A 21,766-nucleotide genomic window follows, 5' to 3' on the forward strand; every position below is an offset into this window, starting at 1 on the left:
CTCATCCCGGCCGGTCCAAGCGGGGCCGGCCATCCGCATTGAAAGTAAACGCCATGACTGATTTCAACACTTTATCCATCACCGCCGGCCTGCATCAGGACGCCTTCGGCGCGGTGATTCCGCCCATTTACGCCACCTCCACCTACCGGCAGCACGCGCCGGGCGAGCACAGCGGCTACGAGTATTCCCGCTCGCAGAACCCGACGCGCGAAGCCTTGGAGCGGGCCTTGGCGGAGCTGGAGGACGGCGCGCGCGGCTACGCCTTCCCTTCCGGGCTGGCGGCCATCGCCACGGTGCTGGAGCTGCTGCCGGCGGGCAGCCACCTGATCGCGGTCAACGATCTGTACGGCGGCACTTACCGATTGTTCGAACAGGTGCGCAAGCAAAGCGCGCAGCTGGAGATCAGCTATGTGGCGTCGGAAGACCTAGGTGCCTTGCAGGCGGCGATCCGGCCGAACACCCGGATGATCTGGGTGGAAACCCCGTCCAATCCGCTGAACCAACTGGTGGACCTGGCGGCGGTGGCCGATCTGGGGCAGCGGCACGGCCTGATCACGGTGGCGGACAACACCTTCGCCTCGCCGGTGGTGCAGCGCCCGCTGGCTTTCGGTTTCGACATCGTCGTGCATTCCGCCACTAAATATCTGAACGGCCATTCCGACGTGATCGCCGGCGCGGCGGTGGTCAGCCGCCAGCGGCCGGAGCTGGCCGAGCAACTGGCTTTCCTGCACAACGCCGTCGGCGCGGTGCTGGACCCGTTCGCCAGCTTCCTGGTGCTGCGTGGCTTGCGCACGCTGGCCCTGCGGGTAGAGCGCCACAACAGCAACGCGCTGGCGGTGGCGCGCTGGCTGGAAGCCCAGACACAGGTGGAGCGGGTGTTGTATCCGGGCCTGGCCAGCCATCCGCAGCATGAGCTGGCGCGCAGGCAGATGCAGGGTTTCGGCGGCGTGGTGTCTTTCTATTTGAAAGGCGACGCCGAAGAAACGCGGAGGGTGTTGGCGCGGCTGAAGCTGTTCACGCTGGCGGAAAGCTTGGGCGGAGTGGAGAGCCTGGTGTGCCTGCCGGCGGCGATGACGCATGCGTCGATTCCGCTTGAACGTCGGCGCGAACTAGGCATCGCCGATAATCTGATTCGTTTGTCGGTGGGCATCGAGGGCGAGGCGGCGCTGATCGAGGACTTGCGCCAGGCATGGCAATAGCCGGCGCGGCCGGGTTAGAAACTTCGTCTTGATCCGACTCACCCAAGGGGAATCCGCATGAGCATTTATCGTCACAAGCAAGGCGCGCGTCTGGCAGAAGCCGTGGTCACCAACGGCCTGATCTTCCTGGCTGGCCAAGTGCCGGAAAACACCGAGGCCGACGCCAAGGCGCAAACTGAAAACGTGCTGGGCCAGATCGACGCATTGTTGGCGGAGCTGGATTCGGACAAGAGCAAGATCGTCGACGTCACCATCTTCCTGGCCAGCTTGGCCGATTACGATGCGATGAACGCCGCCTGGGATGCTTGGGTGCCGGCCGGCAACGTGTCTGCGCGTGCCACGGTGGAAGCCAAGCTGGCCAATCCGGCCTGGAAAGTGGAAATCAAGCTGGTGGCGGCACGCTGAGCAGGCCTCACTCCGCTAAGCGCCCACGTCATGCGACGTGGGCTTTTTTTATCGAATTTGCCTGAATGTCTGCTGGGCCAAAGGCCAGCAGGAAATAAGAGCGGGTCTTTCTATAACCCTATGGTTTGCGGCGCAATGTCATTGGCATTGCGTCGCTTTGGTTTTTCCCAACCAGGAATGGAGCCCGAAATGAAACAAGCAGCTCTAATGATGGCCGTATTGGCGGCCTTGGCCGGCGGCGCGCAGGCGGAGTCGAAGCAGCCGGATCCCCTGTTGCGACAGGCGGCGGTCAAAGCCTTGCAGCCCATGTTGCCGCTGGCCAAGGGGGAGGCGCTGGACATGCTGGTGGAGGTCAACCGCGACAGCGAGGACGGAGGCTGGGTGTTGGGGTCGGTAACCCAGCCCCTGCCGACGATGACCACGATCGCGGCGATGGATCATGTGCCGGTGTCCAGGCTGTTCCTGGCGCGCCGCGACGCGCAGGGCTGGACGCTGGAACTGGAAGGCAGTCCGGGCTTCGCCGCGATGCTGAGCCTGGCGCCGGCCGATTGGCTCAACGCGGACGAGCGCCGCGCCTGGGGCAGCCAGTCGGCCAGGCCGGGCTTGCCGTTCGCGCCCAACGCCACCGGTCTGGGCCTGCCGTGGCGGCAAGGCGCGGCCTGGCGCATGACCGGCGGCCCGCACGGCTATAGCGGGGAAAGCCAGCCTTACGATTCCATCGACTTCGCCGGCGGCGACGGCAGGGTGTTGGCGCCGCAGGCCGGGGTGATCTACAAGAGCTGCGTGCGCGGCGGCAGCGGCTTGGTCAAGCTGGTGCACGACAACGGCTTCTCGTCCACTTACTACCATATGATCAATCTGAACACGCTGGCGGACGGGACGCGGGTCAATCCGGGCGCGTATCTCGGCACCATAGGCAACGGCCTGCCGTGCGGCGGCAGCACCACCGGCCCGCATGTACATTTTTCCTTGTTGTATCAAGGCCGGGCCGAGCCGGTGAACGGCAAGCTGTTTGGCGGCTGGCAGTTCTTCGCCGGCAACCGCGCCTATCAGGGCTATGCCTTGCGCAACGGGACGCGGGTCAATGTCGGCGGCTTGCTGAACAATTACGGCGGCGGAGGCGCGCCGGCCGGCGCCAGCGGCGTGGCGACGCCGGCGAAGGGCGAGGGAAGGGTGAACCTGCGCAGCGCGCCCAGCCTGAGCGCCGGCATCACCGGCGCGGTCAGCCGCGGCGACAGCGTCGCCTTGCAGTGCCATGTGCGCGCCGAGGCGGTGGAGGGGGTGTGGGGCCGCACCGATGTGTGGAACCGCACCCGCGGCGGCGACTGGATCAGCGACGGCTTCCTGGACACCGGCAGCAACGGGCCGGTGGTGCCGCTGTGCGCGTCGGCCAGCCGGCCCTGGTGAGCCATTAATACACGCCGTCGAAACGCAGGCCGGCGGGCAGGGGCTCGCCGGCCTGGAAGGCGGCGACGGCGGCGCCCAGCGCTTCGGCCAGGCCGGCCCGCTGGGCGTTGACTGGAACCAGGTCCAGGCTGCGCATCCAGGTTAGCTGACGCTTGGCCAACTGACGGGTGGCGGCGACGCCCTTGTCGATGAAGGTTTGCTCATCGCCGGCGCCGTCCAGATATTCCCAGGCCTGGCGATAGCCGACGCAGCGCATCGACGGCAGCTCCAGCGTCAGCGCCGGATAATCGGCGCGCAGGCGCCGCACTTCGGCCAGGAAGTTCTGCTCCAGCATCAGTTCGAAGCGTTGTGCGATGCGTTGGTGCAGCCAGCCGCGTTCCGCAGGCACCAGACCCAGCGACAGCAGGCGGAAATCCGCCGCGGCTTCCTTGCCGCGAGCCAGCAAGCGCGACATCGGCTCGCCGCTGAGCAGGCAGACTTCCAGCGCGCGGTGGATGCGTTGCGAATCATTGGGGTTGAGGCGGGCGGCGGTGTCCGGGTCCAGCTGTGCCAGCCGCGCATGCATCGCCGGCCAGCCGGCTTGCGCGGCGTCGGCGTCCAATTGCGCGCGCAGCGCGGCGTCGGCGCGCGGCAGGTCGGACAAGCCTTCCAGCAAGGCCTTGTAGTAAAGCATGGTGCCGCCCACCAGCAAGGGCAGCCGCCCGCGGGCGTTGATCTCGCGGATCAGCCGGTTGGCGTCGGCGTGGAACTGAGCGGCGGAATAGCTTTGCAGCGGGCTGATGATGTCGATCAGGTGATGCGGGCATTGCGCCATTTCCGCCGCGCTGGGCTTGGCGGTACCGATGTCCATGTCGCGATAGACCAGCGCGGAGTCCACGCTGATGATCTCCACCGGAAAATGTCGAGCCAATTCCAGCGCCAGGCCGGTTTTTCCGGAGGCGGTGGGGCCCATCAGCAGGATGGCGTGCGGAATGTCGTTCATGAGCGGGTCTTGCGATTCAATCGGCGGATTGTCGCATAAGTGGATCATGGGCGGACAGCGCCGCCCATGACTCAGAATCTGTTTACGATCTGCTGCGCGTCGTGAGGCGCCCCACGGTGAGTACGGCTTCGAAATGCTCATATACCACGCGTACATTCCGCTTTCCCGGCCGTTGTCGCCTTGTCTCGCCCTGCTCGCAGATCGTCAACACGTTCTCAAGAGCCGGATTCTGGCGCCGGCAGCGCCCGGCGGCGGCTGGCGCGCCACCAGCCGCCCAGGGTGATCAGGAACCACATGCACTGGTTGACGAAGGAAGCCAGATTGAAGTGGTTGGACAGCGATACCAGAATACAGACCGGGCCGAGCAGGTTCAGGACGAAATAGCGAAGGTCCGATGTGCGCAGGCCGAATAACTGACTGCCCAAATAAGCGCCCAGATAGCTGATGACGCCGATCAGGCCGATGAGGTCGTACATGGCGAAGCTCCTGGGAAAACGGCTATAGGGGAAGCGTTTGCGCGTCGGCCGTCGCGGGGGCTTGCTCGCGGGCGGCCTGGTAGAACGGCGCGTCCGAGCGCGGCAACGGCGGCAGTTGGCGGATCTGATCGGCGATCTTCTCCGCCATCATGATGGTGGGCGCGTTCAGATTGCCGGTGACGATGCGGGGCATGATGGACGCGTCCACCACGCGCAGGCCGGACAAGCCGTGCACCCGGCCCTGATGGTCGACCACCGCCGTCGGGTCGTCGGCGCTGCCCATCTTGCAACTGCCGGACGGATGCAGCGCGGTTTCGGCGTGGGTTTTGACGAAGTGATCGATTTCACTGTCGCTGCTTACCCGCGGCCCGGGCTGGATTTCCCGGCCGCGGAAGGCGGAGAGCGCGCGTTGGCCGATGATCTCGCGCGTCAGCCGCACCGCGGCGCGGAACTCCCGCCAGTCGGTGTCGTGGGCCATGTAATTGAATTGCAATCGCGGCGGGTCGCGCGGGTCGCGGCTGGCCAGCTTGACGTGGCCGACGCTGGGCGAGCGCATTGAGCCGACATGGCACTGGAAGCCGTGCATCTTGACGGCGTGACTGCCGTCGTAATTCACCGCCAGCGGCAGGAAGTGGTATTGCAGATTGGGGAAGGCGAAACGCTCGTCGCTGCGGATGAAGCCACCGGCTTCGAAGTGATTGCTGGCGCCCAGGCCGCCGCCGTTCAGATACCACTGGGCGCCGATGCGGGCCTTGTTCCACCAACGCAGCGACGGGTATAGCGACACCGGCCGCAGGCATTCGTACTGCAGGTACATTTCCAGATGGTCTTGCAAATTGGCGCCGACGCCGGGCAGGTGGGCCGCCACGGCGATGTCGTGGCGGCCGAGCTCGGCGGCGTCGCCGACGCCGGAGCGCAGCAGCAGCTGCGGCGAGGCGATCGCGCCGTTGCAGACGATGACTTCGCGCAAGGCGCGGGCGTGATGGCTGAGGCCGCCCTGCAGGTATTGCACGCCGACGGCGCGCGTGCCGTCGAACAGGACGCGGTCCGCCAGCGCGCGGGTTTTCACCGAAAGGTTGGCGCGGTCGCGGGCGGCGTCCAGATAGGCTAGCGATACGCTGCAGCGCCGTCCCTGAGCGGTGGTGGTGCGGTCCATCGGGCCGAAGCCTTCCTGGCGATAACCGTTGAGATCGTCGGTGCGGCCGTGGCCGGCTTGTTCGCCGGCCTCGATGAAGGCTTCGAACAGGGGGCTGATGCCGGCCTTGGGCGTGGTCACGTGCAGCGGCCCGTCGCCGCCGTGGTAGTCGTCGGCGCCCTTGTCGTAGGTTTCCGCCTTGCGGAAATAAGGCAGGCAGTCGGCGTAGCTCCAGTCGGCCAGGCCGGGCAGCTCGGCCCAGCCCTGGTAATCCAGCGCGTTGCCGCGGATATAGACCATGCCGTTGATCAGCGAGGAACCACCCAGCCCCTTGCCGCGCGCCTGGGCCATGCGGCGTCCGCCCATATGCGGCTCCGGTTCGGTCAGATAGGCCCAGTTATAGGTGGTCCCTTGCAAGGGATAGGCCAGCGCCGCCGGCATTTGCGTGCGCCAGTCCAGCCGCCAATCCGGGCCGCCGGCCTCCAGCAACAGCACGCTGACGTCGCTGTCCTCGCTCAGCCGCGCCGCCAGCACGCCGCCGGCGGAGCCGGCGCCGACGATGATGTAGTCGTATTCCTGAGTGGTGTTCATCTTGATTCTCCTCGGACGTGAACGAAGGCGGGGCCGGACGATGGGAGGTTCAAGCGCCGAACCACCCCATGGGCTTGGGAGCCAGATTGATGTAGCTGTGCTTCAGCTCGGTGTATTCGTCCAGGCCGATGCGCGACAGCTCGCGGCCTATGCCGCTGGATTTGAAGCCGCCCCACGGCGCTTCCGGGAAGTAGGGGTGGTAGTCGTTGACCCAAACCGTGCCGAAGCGCAGCGCACGGCTTATCCGGTTGGCGCGCGCCAGGTCTTGGGTCCACACCGCCGCCGCCAGGCCGTAAGGGGTGTCGTTGGCCAGCCTCAGCGCCTCGGCTTCGTCGCGGAAGCGCTCCACGGTGATGACCGGGCCGAAAATCTCTTCCTTGGCGATGCGCATGTCCGCGTGGACGTCGGCCAGCAGCGTGGGTTGCAGCCAGTAGCCCTTGCGGTAGCGCTCGCCGTCCGGGCGGCCTCCGCCGTAGACCAGACGAGCGCCTTCCTCCACTCCGGCGGCGATCAGGCTCAGGATCTTGTCGTGCTGCTGGGCCGACTGCACTGGTCCCATTTGGGTGTCCGGCTGCTGGCCGGGGCCGACGATGATGCGCGGCAGCCGTTCCGCCAGCCGCTTCACGAAGTCGTCGTGAATCTCGTCTTGCAGCAGCAGCCGCGAACCGGCCGAGCAGACCTGGCCGGCGTGAAAGAAAGCGGCGTTCAGCGCGTAGTCGACGGCGGCGTCCAGATCGGCGTCGGCCCAGACGATGTTGGGGTTCTTGCCGCCCAGCTCCAAGGCGATGCGTTTGAAGTTGCCGCTGGCGGCGCGCATGATGCTGGCCCCCGCCTGGGCGCCGCCGGTGAAGGACAGTAGATCGACATCGGCATGCTCCGCCAATTCGGCCCCCACCTCGGAGCCGCCGCTGACCAGGTTGAACACGCCGGGAGGCAAGTCCAGCTCGGCCAGCAGCTGAGTGAAACGCCAGCTGCTGAGCGGGGTCAGGCTGCTGGGCTTGAGCACAACGCAATTGCCGGCGCCCAGGGCCGGCGCAATCTTCCAGGCTGCTTGCAACAAGGGGTAGTTCCAGGGCGTGATCAGGCCGCAGACGCCCACCGGCTCGTGCAAGGTTCGGCTGATCACGTGCTCGGGGGCTGAATTGACCTGGCCGCTTTCGGTGGCCACCAGGCCGGCGAAATAACGGAAGGTGGCGGCGATGTCGCCCATGTCGGTCCGACTCTCGCTTAGGGTCTTGCCGGTGTTCAGGGTCTCCAACGCGGCGAGGCTTTCGCTATCGCGTTCCACCCGTTGGGCGATGTCCAGCAGCAGACGGCTGCGCTGGCGCTGAGTGCTGGAGCGCCAGGGGCCGTGATCGAAAGCCGCGCGCGCGGCGGCGATGGCGATCCGGGCGTCGGCGCGGCCGCCGTCCGCGGCGGCGGCGATCACGCTTTCGTCGCAGGGGTTGAGAATCGGACGGGTTTGCCTGTTGGCGGCGTCGCGCCATTGGCCATCGATGAAGAGCTGAGTAGAGATCATGGCGGCCTCGCACAAAATGTTAAATTAACTATTGGTAAATTAATTTACCTTTGGTTTAATTGTAGTGGCGATTGGCCATGGACTGCAATCCGGAGCCAGCTATGGTGGTGAGGATTTGATTTGCTTTGGCTATATCGTTCATGTTTCAGCCAGGCTGGAGGCCCGCTGCGGTTTGGCGCCGTCGGGCTCTTTAGTCCGCTTCGGGATTTTTCCAGCCTGAGTTAACATGGCCGGCTGACAGCCGCAGGCTGTGGCGCGCGCGCATCGGCGCGCCGTGTTCGCATTCAATTACCCAGGAGGCGCGGCCGTCGCCGCGACCAGTTGCGTGTCGTCAAATCAACTCAGTCAAACCCTTGTTCCCGCCGGGGATGAAACCTTCGCCACCCGCCTGAAGGCCGTGCTGGGGCGCAAGCGCGTCATGCTTAAACAGGTGGCGGAAGCCCTGGGCGTATCGTCCGCCGCCGTGCACAAATGGACGCGCGGCGGGGAAATCGAATACCGCAAACTGCGGGTGTTGGCGGATTTTCTGGGCGTGAACTGGATCTGGCTGCGCTACGGCGAGCAGGCGGTGCTGGATCTGGCGACGACGACGGATGCGCAATTGACGGAGATCCGCCGCAAGCATCTGGCGGAGATCATGGAAAGCGAAGCGCGGATGAAGTTCGCGCAGAAGGTGTCCGGCATCGTCACCTGGGAGTGGAACATTCTGAGCGACGCGGTGGCTTACTCCGCCAACGCCGAGCAATTGTTTGGCCGCCCGGTGCGCCTGCTGTCCGATTTCTGGCTGGCGCTGGATCCGGCCGACGCGCCGGCCTTGCGCGCCAAACTGGAGGCGTGCCTGAACTCCGGCGCGGCTTACGAGGCCGAGTTCCGCGTGCGCTGGCCGGCGGGCGACACGAGATGGATCGCCTCGCGCGCCACCTGCGTGCTGGACGCCGACCGCCGTCCGGTGAAGATGATAGGCGTCAGCTTCGACATCACCCAGCGTTGCCTGGCCGAGCAGGCCTTGCGTCAGAACCAGGCCATCCTGGACAAGGCGCAGTCCATCGCCCATTTGGGCAGTTGGTTCTGGGATGTGCGCAAGGACGACTGCATCTGGTCGGATGAGGCTTACCGGATTTTCGGCTGGCAGCCGCAGGCCTTCAAGGTGACGATGGAGCGTTACTTTGCCGCGATGGCGCCGGAGGACCGAGATCGCATCGATCGAGCCATCCGGCGGGCGATCGATGAGCGCCAACCCTATTGCGTGGAGTACAGCATCTTGCTGCCTGACGGCCGCCGCCGCCATATTCACGAGGAGGGCGAGGTCTTGTACGGGGAAGGGCGGGCGGAGGCGATGATAGGCGCTACCCAAGATGTGACCGACACCCGACAGGCCGCGCTGGCCTATAGCGAGAGCGAGGAGCGGTTTCGGGAGATTTTCGAGCAGGCGGCGCTGGGCTTGGCGCATCTGGGCCTGGACGGACGTTGGCTCAAGGTGAACCGTCGCCTGGCCGAGATGGCCGGTTATCCGCCGCAGGAGATGGAGGGCATGAGCTTTCAGCAACTGACCCATCCCGATGATCTGGAAGACAATCTGTTGAGGCTGGATAAGCTGCTGAGTGGAGATGTGGCCAGTTTTGCGCTGGAGAAGCGTCTGCTGCGCAAGTCGGGCGGCCATGTCTGGGTGAATGTCAGCGTCTCGCTGAGCCGTCATCCCGTGAGCGGCGAGCCATGGCATTTGATCGCTGTCGTGGAGGAGGTGGCCGAGCGTCGCGCCGCGCGCCGCGCGCTGGAGGAGGCCCGGAGCCGCAGCGAGCTGGCGCTGCAGTCCATTGGCATGGCGAGCTGGGAGTGGGACCTCGCCGCCGGGCGCTTGCGCTTGTCGCCGCAGGCTGCGCGGCTGTTGTTCGGCGAGGCCCTGGAGGACGCCGCTGAACAGCGCTTTCTGGAGGGCTTGCGCATCGCGTCGAGGCAGGGCTGGTTGGATAGCCTGGAGGCGATCTTCACTATTTCCAGCCGCGCGCAGCTGGATGTGCAGTGGCATGCCGAAGGCGGCAAGACGTTGCCGCTGGTGTTGTCCTTGGTGGCGCAGCGTGGAAGCGACGGCGCGGTGGATCGCTTGATAGGGGCCTTGGGGCCGCGCTGATTCCGGCGGTTTGCCAAGGGGGACACGGAGCCTGCCGCTTGTCGGCGGGCTTTTTTGCGCCCGCTTTGCGGCCACGCGTTGGTGGCGGTATTGTGATTTACTATTGGTAAAAAAATTAACTTATGGTAATTTTTATACCTCGTCTGGCAAGGCAGATGGATAGAGTCTTGTTGCGTTTGAACCCAGAGTAGGCGCCGCGGAGAGTGTGAGCGGCGTCCGATAACCGGAGCTGACGCGCTATGAACAGCATGCACAGACAGCAGTATCTCCGCCGCCGGACCCGCTGGGGTTATGGCTGGGCGCTTTGCGCGGCGGTGTTGTGGGGCGCATGGTATGTGCCGGGCGCCGCGGTGTGGCACGAAGCGCCGCTGGCCGGGCTGGCGCAAGGGCGGCCCGAGCAGTTTTTGATGGCGGCCGCGGTGTTGACGGCTTTTCACGCCTGCCTGGTGGCGGCGTTTCAATTGTTGTGGCTGGCGGCCTTGGGCAAGCTGGCCGACTTCTTTCGCACGCTATGGCGTTTCGGCGGCATTTCCAAGTGGTATTTCCTGGCTGCGGTATTGGGCGGTTTGATGGCCAACTTCGGCTCCTACCTGGCGATGGGCTATGTGGGCGCGGTGTTCGCCGCGGTGGCTGGCCTGTTGTACCCGGTGGTGGGCGCGGCGCTGGCGCGCCTGTGGTATCGCGAGCGGATAGGCCGTCGCGCGGCGCTGGGCATCGCGGTGATCGTGTTGGGAGGGGCGGCGATTTACGCGCCGGGCCTGTCAGGCGACCTGGCCGGAGAGGGCGCCGCGCGCTGGCTGGGCTATTTGGGCGGCGCGCTGGCTGCGCTGGGCTGGGGGCTGGAGGGCGCCATCGTTGGGCGGGCGATGGACGTGACCGATCCCGATTGCGGGGTGGCGATCCGTTATCTGGCCGAGGCCCTGTATTGGGTGTTGCTGATTTTGCCGGCGTTGGCCTGGTTGATCCCTTTGCCGGTGTACACGTTGGCCGGCGAGCTATGGTCGTGGCGGCCTATGCTCTATTTGGCGGTGGGCGGGCTCAGTTTCGCTTTCTGCGCGGTGGCCTGGTACAAATCCTTTCCCTTGATCGGCGTTGGGCGCGGCCAGGCTATCGGCGCCTTCTACGCGTTGTTTGCGACGTTGTTCACCGCGGCGTTTACCTTGAACTTTCCCGAGTGGCATTTTCTGATTGGCCTGGCCCTGGTGATTCTGGGCGGCTTCGTCATGGTGTCGGACAGCGAGCGCCATCCGGGCGCGGTGCGCAATGTGGAGGGGGGAGCATGAAGGTGCATATCAAGGGTTTCATTTTGCAGACCCTGGCCGGGCAACCTGGTTTGTGGGATGTGGAGCTGGCCCGGCGCATCTGCCGGGAGTACCGCAAACCGGATGACGACTATTGGCTGGGCATGGTACGGGCCTGCCTGGCTGATTTGAGCGCCAGCGGCCTGGTGGTGGCGCTGTGCGAGCGCTGGCAAGACGAAGGAGCGCGTCTGCTGTTCAACTATCGCGTCAGCGATTTTGGGCTGGAGCGCATGCGCCAGACCGGTTTGGCTTGAGAGCCTGTTTGTTATCGAGCGCGCAAGGGCGAGACAAGGGATGAATGGCTCAGAAGGCGGAATGGCCATGGAGCATGAACTTTTCGAAGGCGCTTCAAGGTCGTACCGCGGCGGCGCGGCAGATTGTGAACAGGTTTTAAAGGGGGATATATGTCCGGTTATTGGGGCTATGAAGGCGCATCGACCTTGGCGATGATTGTGATCGTGGGTTTGAGCTTGGCGGCTCTGTTCATCGCCAGGCGTTATGTGCGGACGCTGTAGTCTTAGAACCTGTTTACGATCTACTGCGCGTCGGCGATACGGCGTTGAAAACCTCGTCGAAATGCTCATGTACCACGTGTACATTCCGCTTTCTCAGCCGTTTTCGCCTTGTCTCGCCTTAGCTCGCGAGATCGTAAACAGGCTCTTAGAACCCACTCACGATCTGCTGCGCTTCGTGAGACGCCCCACGGTGAGTACGGCTTCGAAATGCTCATGTACCACGAGTACACTCCGCTTTCTCAGCCGTTTTCGCCTTGTATCGCCCTTGCTCGCGAGACTTTGATTAGGTTTTTACAGCTGCGCGGCGTAGGCCTCCAACTGTGCCAACACGCTTTGCGCCTGTTCGCTTAGCTCGCCGGCGCGGGCTTCCGCCAGTTCTTGGCGGAGTTGCTGAAAATCACGGCCGGGGCCGCCGTTGAGCTTGGCTTGGCGCCATGTCTGCCACCGTTGTTGCTCCTCGCCGGACAGGGAGCGCGGGAAGTTGCGCGCGCGGTAGCGGAACAAGAGCTCGGCCAGTTGCGGGTCCTCGAAGAAAGCCATCTCGCCGGCGAGCTGGTCGGCCGACATGCGGCGCAGCTTGGTCAGCACTTTGCGGTCGTTGTTGGAAACGAATCCGCCGTAGAGGTTTTCGTCGACGTCGCGGGGCTCGCCGGACTCGCGTTTATAGACCTTTCGCCAGACCGGGGTCAGGTCCGGCAAGGCGCCGGCGTAGTCGGCGTGACGCTGGATTGGCTCCATGTCCAGGCCCCAATGCGCGGCGCGCTCCGGGCTCAGCACCTTGAGATTGGCGACCACGAACGGCGATTTATTGATGTGCACGGTTTTGAGCGGCAAGCGCTGCACGCCTTCGGGCAGGTCCTCGCTGCGGGTGTACAAGCGTTCGCGGATGGCGTCCGGCCCCAGGCCTTGCAGTTCGCGGGGGTCGTGGGACAAGTCCCAGACGATGACCTCGTTGGCGTTGTACGGGTGGGCCGCCAGGGGCCAGACCATGGCCATATTGCCGCGCTCCGCGCCATACATGCCGGAAACGTGGAGCACGGGTTTGGGCGCGTGAAGGCTGAGCTGGACCTTGACCGCGTCTTTTTTGCGCAGCGACAGGTAGAAGTCGAACAGCTTGGGCTGGTGTTGTTTGATCAGACGTGCCAGTGCAATGGTGGCTCGCACGTCGGAGAGCGCGTCGTGGGCGGCTTCGTGGGCCAGGCCGTTGGCGGCGCTTAGATGTTCCAGTTTAAAGCTGGGGCGCCCGTCTTCGTGCTGCGGCCATTGAATGCCGTCCGGGCGCAGCGCGAAGGTGGCGCGTACCAGGTCCAGCAGATCCCAGCGGCCGCACTGGTTCTGCCATTCGCGCGCATAGGGGTCCATCAGATTGCGCCAGAACAGGAAGCGGGTGACTTCGTCGTCGAAGCGGATGGAGTTGTAGCCGACTCCAATGGTGCCCGGCGTCGCCAGCTCGCGTTCGATCACGCCGGCGAATTCGTGCTCGGCCACGCCGTGCTGCAAGCACCACTGCGGAGTGATGCCGGTCAGCAGGCAGGCCACCGGGGACGGCAGGTAATCGGGTGCCGGCCGGGCGTAGAGCATGACCGGCTCGCCGATTTCATTGAGTTCGGCGTCGGTGCGGATGCCGGCGAACTGCGACGGGCGGTCCTGGCGGGGCACGGCGCCGAAGGTTTCATAATCGTGCCAAAAGAAGCTGTGATTGGACATGGCGGCAACAATGCGGTGAAGTTGGCCGCATTGTCGCATCCATGGGGCGGCGGGGCCAGCCGCGCCGCGCCCCTTCGTCCGCGGCGCTCAATCCATCCATGAGGGTTTGCGTGTTTCCAGCATGGCCTGGATGCCTTCGCGCCCTTCTTCGCTCAGGCGGATGGCGACAATGCGCTGGATGCAGATTTCCATGCCGTCTTCCCCCACGCCCATGCCCGCGATGTCGGTCAGCAAGCGTTTGGCTTCCAGCATGGCCGCCGGGCTGTTGATCAACAGATGGTTGATCAAGAAGTCCACCGCCATGTCCAGCTCATCGCTTTCCACCACTTGGTGCACCAGTCCCAGGCGCTTGGCCTTGCCGGCGTTGAAGCGCTCCGCGGTCATGAAGTAGCGGCGCGTCGATCGCTCTCCGATGGCGCGAACCATATAGGGGGCCACCAGCGCGGGGATGACGCCCAGTTTGACTTCGGAAAAGCTGAACAGCGCTTCCGAGCTGGCGATGGATACGTCGCAGCAGGCGACTAGCCCCGCGCCCAAGCCGAAGGCGGATCCCTGAATTTTGGCGATAGTGGGTTTGGGCAAGGTGTCCAGCGTGCGCAGCAGCTTGGCCAGCAGGCGGGCGTGACGTTCCAGCTCTTCGCGTCCGAAACCGGCCATCCGCCGCATCCAGTCGATATCGTGGCCGGCGGAAAAGCTGATGCCGCTGCCGGTCAGCACCACGGCGCGCACGCTTTCGTCTTCGGCCAGGGTTTCCAGCATCGCGGTCAGCAGGCCGACGCTGCTGTCGTCCAGCGCGTTCAGCAGCTCGGCGCGGTTGAGGGTGATGGTGGCGATTCCCTTTGGATCAACGGCAAGCAAAACGGACTCGACGGTCATTCGGTTCTCCTTGTTCTGACGATGGGCGTTTTAGCTGTGGCCAAAACGGATAATGCTGCGGACAAAGGCGTCCGCGGCCTCGATATGCAATACATGGCCGGCGCCCGGCAGGATTTCCAGCTGCGCGCAGGGCAGGCGTTCGCGCAGCAACTCGGCTTGATACAAGGGCGTCAGGCGGTCTTCGTCGCCAACCAGTATATGGCAGGGCATGGCCAGCTCGTGCAGCCAGGTGCGCGCGTCGTGCTCGGTGACGCCGGCGATCAGCCGGATCACCGCGTCCCAGTCCACCATGCCGGCAATCAACTTCATATCGTCCAGCATGGCGGTGTTGCTGGCGAGAAAACGGCTGGAAAACAGCCAGGGCACGCTGACCGCGTAGCGCAAGTCCAGCCCGCCGCTGTGATTGGCCGCGATCCAGCTGTCGCTGATGTGATTGTTGACGCTGTCGGCCCAAGCCAGCGTGGCGGCCAACAGCAGCCTCGACACGCGGTCGGGATGACGGTGCGCGAAGTGCTGCGCCACCATGCCGCCGTAAGACAAGCCGGTGAGATAGACCTCGGCAATGCCCAAATGATTCAATAGACCGGCGGCGAGGTCGGCTTGTTCGCTGAGCGGATATTTGTCGCCGCCGGGATGGTCGCTTTGGCCCTGACCGAGAAAATCGAAGCGCAACAGCTGGAAATGCGGCTCCAACTGAGGCTGGAGCAGAGCCCAGGCTGCGGTGGACATGGTGATGCCGTTGAATAGCACCAGCACTTGGGCGCCCTGCCCGCTGAGTTCGTAATAGACATTGTGTCCGGAGATTTCGGCATAGGGCATGGCGTTGTTCCTTTGATCAGGCGTTGGGCGACGTCAACATGCATGCTTCATTCTAGAGCGCGCCGGCGCTTGCGGGGTAATTTGCTGGCGGCGCGAGCTCAGGAAGACGGGCTGGCGCAGCGCTACCGGCTCCCAAGCCTTGGATAAGGGTAAAGTGTTTGATGAATTAAACAATGTCGATCACGCAGAGCTTGCCGGTCTTTGTGGGCGTGCTGGCCGGATTGGCTGGCCTGTCTGGTCTGTCAGGGTGAGGCGCGCGCGCCACAGAGAGGATAATTTTTCGAGAGCGATTGCACTAGATGTTGTCAAATTTATTAAACGTGTCATAGGCTTCTGTTCAAGACTAAAACGACAAAGGCGCTTACCGCCGTCGCGGCCGTCTGGCCGCGGCAGCTATCGGCGCCGCACAGAGGAGACATCATGTTGGCAACAGACACGGCGGTGGCGGCATGGCCACGCGCTCTCGCGGCGGGGCCGCCGGCCGGCGCGGAAAGCCGGACGGACTCTTGACCCCAAGCGCGCGGGCCTTGGCCAGCGCGATCATCAAGCAAGGCATTCGATTGCCGCCGCACCGCCTCGAGACGAGGGCCGCGCGGCGGACGCAGCAGGCCCGCGCCGCTGTGGGATTGCAATAGAGGGAACGACTCAATGACGCAAGCTGTTGCCGCCAAACCGGCCCAAGCCGCTTTTTCCGCCCACAATGCCCAAGCCGCCGAGACGCAGGCCGACGCAGACAAGGCTTATCTGCGCATTGCCGGCGTGCTGAAAAAGTTCGGCGATCATGTCGCGGTGGATCATGTCGATCTGGATATCCGCAAAAATGAAATTTTCGCCTTGCTCGGGAGCTCCGGCTGCGGCAAGTCCACCCTGTTGCGCATGCTGGCGGGGATGGAGGCGCCGACTTCGGGCCGCATCATCCTGGACGGGGAAGATATGCAGGGCCTGCAGCCGTACGAGCGGCCGGTGAACATGATGTTCCAGAGCTACGCGCTGTTTCCGCATATGACGGTGGAGCAGAACGTGGCGTTTGGCCTGAAGCAGGATAAGGTGTCCCGGGACGAGATCGCGGAGCGGGTGGGCAAGATGCTGGACCTGGTGCAGATGCGCAAGTACGCCAACCGCAAGCCGCATCAGTTGTCCGGCGGCCAGCAGCAACGCGTGGCGCTGGCGCGCAGCCTGGTCAAGCGCCCCAAGCTGCTGCTGCTGGACGAGCCCTTGGGCGCTCTGGACAAAAAACTGCGCCAACAGACCCAGCTGGAACTGGTCAACACCATCGAACAGGTGGGGGTGACCTGCATCATGGTGACCCATGATCAGGAAGAGGCGATGACCATGGCCAGCCGCATCGGCATCATGAGCGAGGGCTCCTTATTGCAAGTGGGCACGCCGTCTGAAATTTACGATTACCCCAACTGTCGCTTCACCGCGGAGTTCATCGGCGAAAGTAATCTTTTCGAAGGCGCGGTAGTGGTGGACGAGCCGGACCTGGTTGAAGTCCGCTCGCCGGAGCTGGGCGGGGATATTCGTATCGACCATGGGATTACCGGCCCCAAGGGCATGCGCGTTTGGGCCAGCATCCGTCCGGAGGATGTGCGGCTGGACATCAAACCGCTGCCGGCGGGGCCTAACATCGCAGCCGGCGTGGTGGAGGACATTGCCTATCTGGGCAGTTATTCCATCTATCACGTGAAACTGGCCAGTGGCAAGGTCGTCAAATCTGTGGTGCCGTCTTCGCGCTGGTATGACGCGGGCGAAACCGCGCCCACCTGGGGCGATGGGGTGTTCGTCAGCTGGCGGCAGGACGTTCCGGTGGTTTTAACCCGGTAAGGGCTGCCCGCAAGCGGATGCCTGCGGCTGGGCATCCGCTTTTTTCATTTCCCATCGCGAAAGGAAAGGCTTTGACGCGTTTTTTCATCCCTTGATCCTGTCGCCGCATCATTTGTTTTCATGAAAGGTTTCCATGCTTCGTTTTGCCCATCAAGCCCATGCGCCATCCTATTACGCCGCCACCGCCCAGCCTTGGGAGCCTGGGGCGACGTTGCAAGGCGTCGTCGACTGCGATGTCTGCGTGGTGGGGGGCGGGCTGGCGGGATTGTCGGCGGCGTTGAACCTGCGGGAGCGGGGGTTTTCCGTCGTGCTGCTGGAGGGCGCGCAGATAGGCTTCGGCGCTTCCGGACGCAACGGCGGACAGGTGATTTCCGGGTTCGCCTGCGGCGTCGACACGCTGCGCGCGCAATTGGGCGACAGCCTGGCCAAGCAGATGTGGAATATGTCGGTGGAGGCGGTGGACATCATCGAGCAGAGGGTGAGCCGGCACCGAATCGACTGCGATTGGCGACGCGGCTATGTCAGCGTGGCGGTGAAGCCGCGGCATATGCAGGAATTGGAGGACTGGCAGCGCGAGGCGGCGCAGACCTATGACTACGGCGGCATGCAGCTGTGGGATAAGGCCGAACTCAGAACGCGGCTAGCCAGCGAGCGCTATCAGGGCGGGCTGTACGATCCGCGCTCGGGTCATCTGCATCCTTTGAACTACGCGCTGGGGTTGGCCCGAGCCGCGCGCGAGGCGGGCGTTGCTATTTATGAGCAAAGCCCGGCATTGCGCCTGACCCGGGGCGCGCGGCCGCGGGTGACGACTGAGCAGGGCATGGTCAATTGCACCCAGGTGGTATTGGCCTGTAATTCCTACATTGGCGCGCTGGTGCCGGAACTGGAGCGGCGGATCATGCCGGCCGGCACCTATGTGATCGCCACCGAACCCTTGGGCAAGGAGCGGGCCGAGGCTCTGATCGCCAACGACATGGCGGTGTGCGACACCAATTTCGTGTTGGATTATTATCGCTTGTCCGCCGACCACCGCTTGTTGTTCGGCGGGAAGGTCAGCTATTCCGGATGCGAGCCGGCCAATCTGGCCGCTGGCATGCGCAGCGATATGTTGCGGGTGTTCCCGCAACTGGCGGACGTCAAGGTCGACTACGCTTGGGGCGGATTCTGCGATATCACGGCGAACCGCGCCCCTGATTTTGGACGGCTGGACGGCAATGTCTATTACCTGCAGGGTTTTTCCGGGCATGGGGTCAACATCACCGGTCTGGCCGGCAAGGTGGTGGCGGAGGCGGTGGCCGGCGACGCTTCGCGCTTCGACCTGTTCGCCAAGATTCGTCATAATCACTTTCCAGGCGGCAGATGGCTGCGCACGCCGGCCTTGGTGCTGGGCATGGCTTACTTCCGGATGCGGGATTATTTATGAACCGGCGCTGACGCGTTGCGGATCATGGGCAGCCTTCGCGCTGCCTTTTTGTTTTTCAGGAGGCGTCCAGATAATCGTAGCCGCCCCAATCCAGCGCGTAGGCGGTATGGTTGTCCGCGGTGCGGACGGGTTTGAGCAAGCCGTTTTGCTGCATGTAGACTAGATGCTCGTGAACGTCGTCCGCGCTGTATTCGCCGCCGGATTCGCGAGAGAGCGCTAGAAACAGTTTGTGTTCGTCCAGGTATTGGATGTGCATGGTCTGCAGCAGGCGCAGCGTGCGGAAAATCAAGGTTTCGTTGCGGGTCATGACAGCGGATATTTTATTTTTATGACTATTCATTTATCTGACACTTTAGTTTGGTGCGTCAAGAAATATGACATTATTGTTTCAAGGAACGGGGCATGACGACGGACCGGCCTGATTCGCCTTGCATCGCCGTGTGTTCCACCGCGGTGGGCGACGATATCTGCCGCGGCTGCGCGCGCAGCTTCGATGAAATCTCGAATTGGTGTTTTATGGACGCAGAAGAGCGGGAACGGGTCTGGTTGCAACTGCCGTTGCGCCAGCGAGGGTTGAAGATCGCCGCGGTTTTCGCCTGCCTGCCGGAGCTTCACCAAGTTGAGGATGGCGAGTGGATGAGCGTGCCTTGCCTGTCCTTATGGTTCCGCATGGATGGAAACTGCCTGCTTTGGCGGGAGAGAGAAGGGGCGGTCTGCCAGCGGGATTGCGCCGGCTGGAGCCCGGCGCAAGTTGCCGCCTTCCTGCGAGAGCAGGCGGGGGCCGAGCATAATTAGGGGGAGAGATGGCGCAGGACAGTTCTTTGACCGAGTTTTGGGATGTGCGTTATCGCGATGGCGTGACGCCGTGGGAAGGCGCGCGAACGAGCCCGGAGGCCTTGGCGTTTTTTCAGCGTCAGCCGGTTAGCCGGATCTTGCTTCCAGGCTGCGGCAGCGCCGGAGATTTGCCCTTGTTGCTGGACTGCGGTCATCAGGTGCAGGCCATCGATTTCAGCGAGCAGGCCGTGGCGATCGCGCGCGCACAATGGCCGCAGGCGGCCGCTCATATCCAGCAGGCGGATTTTTTCGCCGTTGAGCACGAGCCGCCTTTCGACGCGGTGTTTGAGCGTGCCTTTCTCTGTGCGTTGCCGCCTCGTCTGCATGCGCGCTATGCGGAACAAATGGCGCGTTTGTTGCGCCCCGGAGGCGCACTGGCGGGAGTGTTTTTCATCGCGGACACCCAGCGTGGCCCGCCGTTCGGTCTGAGCATGTCTGCCTTGAGCGCTTTGCTGGAACCGGCTTTCGCGCTGGAGAGCTGTCAGCCGCAGGAGGACGGCGTGCCGGTGTTTGGCGGTCAGGAGTTCTGGATGGTCTGGAGAAGGCAACACGGAAGCGAAGATTTGTAATACATTGGCATTGCCTATTTGATGATAATCAATAGTCCGCCAACTATTCCAAAAACAAGGCCGCCATCGCTTAGGATGGCTGATTGAAGTCAATAAACAACAATAATTCTAGATAACAGCAACGAGCGGGCTCAAAGCGCCGGATAGCGCGGGCCTTGCATCAGTCGCTGAACAGGATTGCGGAGCAAGAGGAGAAGTCATGCAGTGGTTCTGGCGCGTGTATACCCTGGTGGAAAAGACTTTCTGGGATACGTTGACCAAGAAATTGTGCAGTTTCTTTTTCATCAGCGTGTTTCAGCTGGGCATGGTGGCTTATGTTTATTATGTGCTGGAGGACATTCGGCGCTCGCTGAAAGGACAAGTCACTTCGCCCCAGGTGTTGGCGGGCATCGAGTCCAGTATAGACGGAGCGCTGTTTTGGACGATGGCGCTGTGGGTGGTCAGCGTTGTCTTCATCGCCTTTATGGTCTGGTATCTGCGCTTTCTAATCGTCAGACCCCTGAAAATGATTATCCGGATTTTCAATGAAATAGGCGCTGGCGAGGGCGACCTATCCAGGGATATCCCCACCATTACCCACGACGAAATCCGCGAGTTGTCGCTGTCGTATAACCGTTTTCTGCTGAAAATGCGCGAAATCATCAGCAATGTGCGGCTGATGACAGTGCGAATCGCGATGGATTCGGCGCGCACCCGAAAGAATGTGGTTGAGTCGCTGGAGGGGGCGCGAAAACAGGATCAGTTGGCGACGCAAGTCCGGGCCGCCAGCGATCAGAGTACTGAAGGCGTGGGCCAGGTCACCGAGCAGACCCAGGCGATTTCATCCACCACGCTGGCCAATCTGGACGTGGCGCGGGAGTCCTACGCCGAGCTCAAGTCCGTGGCGGAGAGCATTTACGGCATTAATCAGAAGGTGGGCCATTTCAACCACACAGTGGATGATTTGAGTCAGCGCTCGTCCAGCATCAAGACCATTGTCGATCTGATCAAGGACGTGTCGGACCAGACCAATCTCTTGGCCTTGAACGCGGCGATCGAAGCGGCGCGGGCCGGCGAGAGCGGACGCGGTTTCGCCGTGGTGGCCGATGAAGTGCGCAAGCTGGCGGAGCGAGTCAAAAAAGCGACGGACGAGATTTCGCATAATATCGACGATATGCTGGGGCTGGTGTCGGAAACCCAGGTGGAAACCGCCCAGATCACCGAGGACACCAAGTCTGCTCGCGAAATCGTCTCCAAGGCGTCGGAGCATTTCAGCAAGATGATGGGCGACTTTGAAACCACGGCGAATAGTCTCAGTCAGATCGCCGCCACCATGTCGGAGTTTGTCGCCTCCAATGGACAGGTCAATCTCCATGTGGCAGAAATTCACGAACTGGGCCATCAGGTGACGGACCGTCTGAACCATACGGAAGACTCGGCCACCAAGCTGTCCGGCGCGGCGGAGCAGGTGCAGCAGTTAGTGGCGCGTTTCATTCTGGGGGAGGGAGAGTTCGACCAGATCATGCAAACGGCCCGCGAGGCGCGGGATGAGTTGCAAACCATCATGGCCGCGCAACTGGCCGCGGGCGCGGCGTTGTTCGACCAGAACTACCTGCCCATCGCCGGCGCCAAGCCGGCCAAGTTCCGCACTCAGTACGACGCCAAGCTGGAAAAACTGATGCAGCCGGTGTACGACCGCGCCGCCAAGTCCGTGCCCGGCGGCGTGTTCTGCCTGGCGGTGGACACCAACGGCTACGCGCCGACCCACAATAGCTGGTATAGCCAGCCTTTGAGCGGAGATGCGGCCAAGGACCTGATCAACAGCCGCGACAAGCGCAAGTTTGCCGATGTTGCCGGTTTGCGGGCCGCGCGCAGCACGCAGTCTTTCTTGCTGCAGACCTATACCCGCGACACCGGAGAAGTGTTGTCGGAAGTGGTGCTGCCCATCATGCTGTCCGGCAAGCATTGGGGGGGCTTCCGTCTGGGATTCAACCCGGAGGAGCTGCTGGAGTCGCTTGGACGCGGAGCCGGCCGGGCCTGATATATTGCCGGGTAAAAGGAAAAACGGAGGCCG

Annotated in this window: 19 protein-coding genes; 11 read left to right on the plus strand and 8 right to left on the minus strand. The window is 63.3% G+C overall.

The genetic code is table 11. From position 1 onward, the window contains the following. Positions 1-53: 53 nt before the first annotated feature. From B0T39_RS09965 to B0T39_RS09975, 3 genes are all read left to right on the plus strand, one after another. Positions 54-1,199: a trans-sulfuration enzyme family protein gene (locus B0T39_RS09965; protein WP_081546196.1), complete on the plus strand. Its 1,146-nt coding sequence runs from the start codon at positions 54-56 to the stop codon at positions 1,197-1,199. A gap of 57 nt (positions 1,200-1,256) precedes the next feature. After that, positions 1,257-1,604, plus strand: coding sequence for a RidA family protein (locus B0T39_RS09970; RefSeq protein WP_081546198.1), 348 nt, complete (start codon positions 1,257-1,259; stop codon positions 1,602-1,604). A 189-nt stretch (positions 1,605-1,793) separates the two neighbouring features. Beyond that, positions 1,794-3,011: a M23 family metallopeptidase gene (locus B0T39_RS09975; RefSeq protein ID WP_176219533.1), complete on the plus strand. Its 1,218-nt coding sequence runs from the start codon at positions 1,794-1,796 to the stop codon at positions 3,009-3,011. A gap of 4 nt (positions 3,012-3,015) precedes the next feature. Here B0T39_RS09975 and miaA read toward each other — a convergent pair whose 3' ends face one another. The 4 genes from miaA to B0T39_RS09995 form a co-directional block, all read right to left on the minus strand. Then, positions 3,016-3,993 carry a tRNA (adenosine(37)-N6)-dimethylallyltransferase MiaA gene (gene miaA / locus B0T39_RS09980; RefSeq protein ID WP_081546248.1) on the minus strand — a complete coding sequence of 326 codons (978 nt, stop codon included), beginning with the start codon at positions 3,991-3,993 and terminating at the stop codon, positions 3,016-3,018. A 215-nt stretch (positions 3,994-4,208) separates the two neighbouring features. Next, complete coding sequence (locus B0T39_RS09985) at positions 4,209-4,469, minus strand: CBU_0592 family membrane protein (RefSeq protein WP_019103463.1); 261 nt, start codon at positions 4,467-4,469, stop codon at positions 4,209-4,211. A gap of 22 nt (positions 4,470-4,491) precedes the next feature. Further along, the gene (betA, locus tag B0T39_RS09990; RefSeq protein WP_081546202.1) at positions 4,492-6,195 is read right to left on the minus strand and encodes a choline dehydrogenase; all 1,704 of its coding nucleotides are present in this window, start codon (positions 6,193-6,195) and stop codon (positions 4,492-4,494) included. A 49-nt stretch (positions 6,196-6,244) separates the two neighbouring features. Next, entirely contained in the window at positions 6,245-7,714 is a 1,470-nt protein-coding gene (locus tag B0T39_RS09995) for an aldehyde dehydrogenase family protein (protein ID WP_081546204.1), read from the minus strand. A gap of 325 nt (positions 7,715-8,039) precedes the next feature. Here B0T39_RS09995 and B0T39_RS25630 point away from each other — a divergent pair, with 325 nt between their 5' ends. From B0T39_RS25630 to B0T39_RS10010, 3 genes are all read left to right on the plus strand, one after another. Continuing rightward, on the plus strand, positions 8,040-9,842 hold the full coding sequence (locus B0T39_RS25630) for a PAS domain-containing protein (RefSeq protein ID WP_176219534.1): 1,803 nt from the start codon (positions 8,040-8,042) through the stop codon (positions 9,840-9,842). Positions 9,843-10,081: 239 nt separating this feature from the next. Continuing rightward, positions 10,082-11,125, plus strand: coding sequence for a DMT family transporter (locus B0T39_RS10005; RefSeq protein WP_081546206.1), 1,044 nt, complete (start codon positions 10,082-10,084; stop codon positions 11,123-11,125). Next, complete coding sequence (locus B0T39_RS10010; protein ID WP_081546208.1) at positions 11,122-11,397, plus strand: hypothetical protein; 276 nt, start codon at positions 11,122-11,124, stop codon at positions 11,395-11,397. The genes B0T39_RS10005 and B0T39_RS10010 overlap by 4 nt, the downstream gene beginning before the upstream one ends. Before the next feature lie 552 nt (positions 11,398-11,949). Here the strand turns inward: B0T39_RS10010 and sbcB are convergent. The 3 genes from sbcB to B0T39_RS10025 form a co-directional block, all read right to left on the minus strand. Continuing rightward, positions 11,950-13,365: an exodeoxyribonuclease I gene (gene sbcB / locus B0T39_RS10015; RefSeq protein ID WP_081546210.1), complete on the minus strand. Its 1,416-nt coding sequence runs from the start codon at positions 13,363-13,365 to the stop codon at positions 11,950-11,952. An 87-nt stretch (positions 13,366-13,452) separates the two neighbouring features. Next, a complete protein-coding gene (locus B0T39_RS10020) occupies positions 13,453-14,241 on the minus strand; it encodes an enoyl-CoA hydratase-related protein (RefSeq protein WP_081546212.1) in 789 nt (262 codons plus the stop codon). Positions 14,242-14,271: 30 nt separating this feature from the next. Continuing rightward, positions 14,272-15,060: an alpha/beta fold hydrolase gene (locus B0T39_RS10025; protein WP_081546214.1), complete on the minus strand. Its 789-nt coding sequence runs from the start codon at positions 15,058-15,060 to the stop codon at positions 14,272-14,274. Positions 15,061-15,708: 648 nt separating this feature from the next. On the opposite strand from B0T39_RS10025, the gene B0T39_RS10035 reads away from it, so the two are divergent. Beyond that, positions 15,709-16,887, plus strand: a complete 1,179-nt coding sequence (locus tag B0T39_RS10035; protein ID WP_081546218.1) for an ABC transporter ATP-binding protein — start codon at positions 15,709-15,711, stop codon at positions 16,885-16,887. Between the two features lie 133 nt (positions 16,888-17,020). Further along, positions 17,021-18,310 (plus strand): NAD(P)/FAD-dependent oxidoreductase, encoded by a 1,290-nt coding sequence (locus B0T39_RS10040; protein WP_081546220.1) that lies wholly within the window; start codon positions 17,021-17,023, stop codon positions 18,308-18,310. 55 nt (positions 18,311-18,365) lie between these two features. Here the strand turns inward: B0T39_RS10040 and B0T39_RS10045 are convergent, their stop codons facing one another. Continuing rightward, a complete protein-coding gene (locus B0T39_RS10045; RefSeq protein WP_081546222.1) occupies positions 18,366-18,617 on the minus strand; it encodes a hypothetical protein in 252 nt (83 codons plus the stop codon). Between the two features lie 95 nt (positions 18,618-18,712). Here B0T39_RS10045 and B0T39_RS10050 point away from each other — a divergent pair, with 95 nt between their 5' ends. The 3 genes from B0T39_RS10050 to B0T39_RS10060 all read left to right on the plus strand — a co-directional run bounded on the left by B0T39_RS10050 (position 18,713) and on the right by B0T39_RS10060 (position 21,733). Continuing rightward, entirely contained in the window at positions 18,713-19,105 is a 393-nt protein-coding gene (locus B0T39_RS10050; protein ID WP_081546224.1) for a DUF1289 domain-containing protein, read from the plus strand. An 8-nt stretch (positions 19,106-19,113) separates the two neighbouring features. Beyond that, on the plus strand, positions 19,114-19,713 hold the full coding sequence (locus B0T39_RS10055) for a methyltransferase domain-containing protein (protein WP_081546226.1): 600 nt from the start codon (positions 19,114-19,116) through the stop codon (positions 19,711-19,713). Positions 19,714-19,912: 199 nt separating this feature from the next. Next, positions 19,913-21,733, plus strand: a complete 1,821-nt coding sequence (locus tag B0T39_RS10060; protein ID WP_081546228.1) for a methyl-accepting chemotaxis protein — start codon at positions 19,913-19,915, stop codon at positions 21,731-21,733. The last annotated feature ends 33 nt before the right edge of the window (positions 21,734-21,766 follow it).

This window comes from Chromobacterium haemolyticum (assembly GCF_002081825.1).
GTDB lineage: Bacteria > Pseudomonadota > Gammaproteobacteria > Burkholderiales > Chromobacteriaceae > Chromobacterium > Chromobacterium fluminis.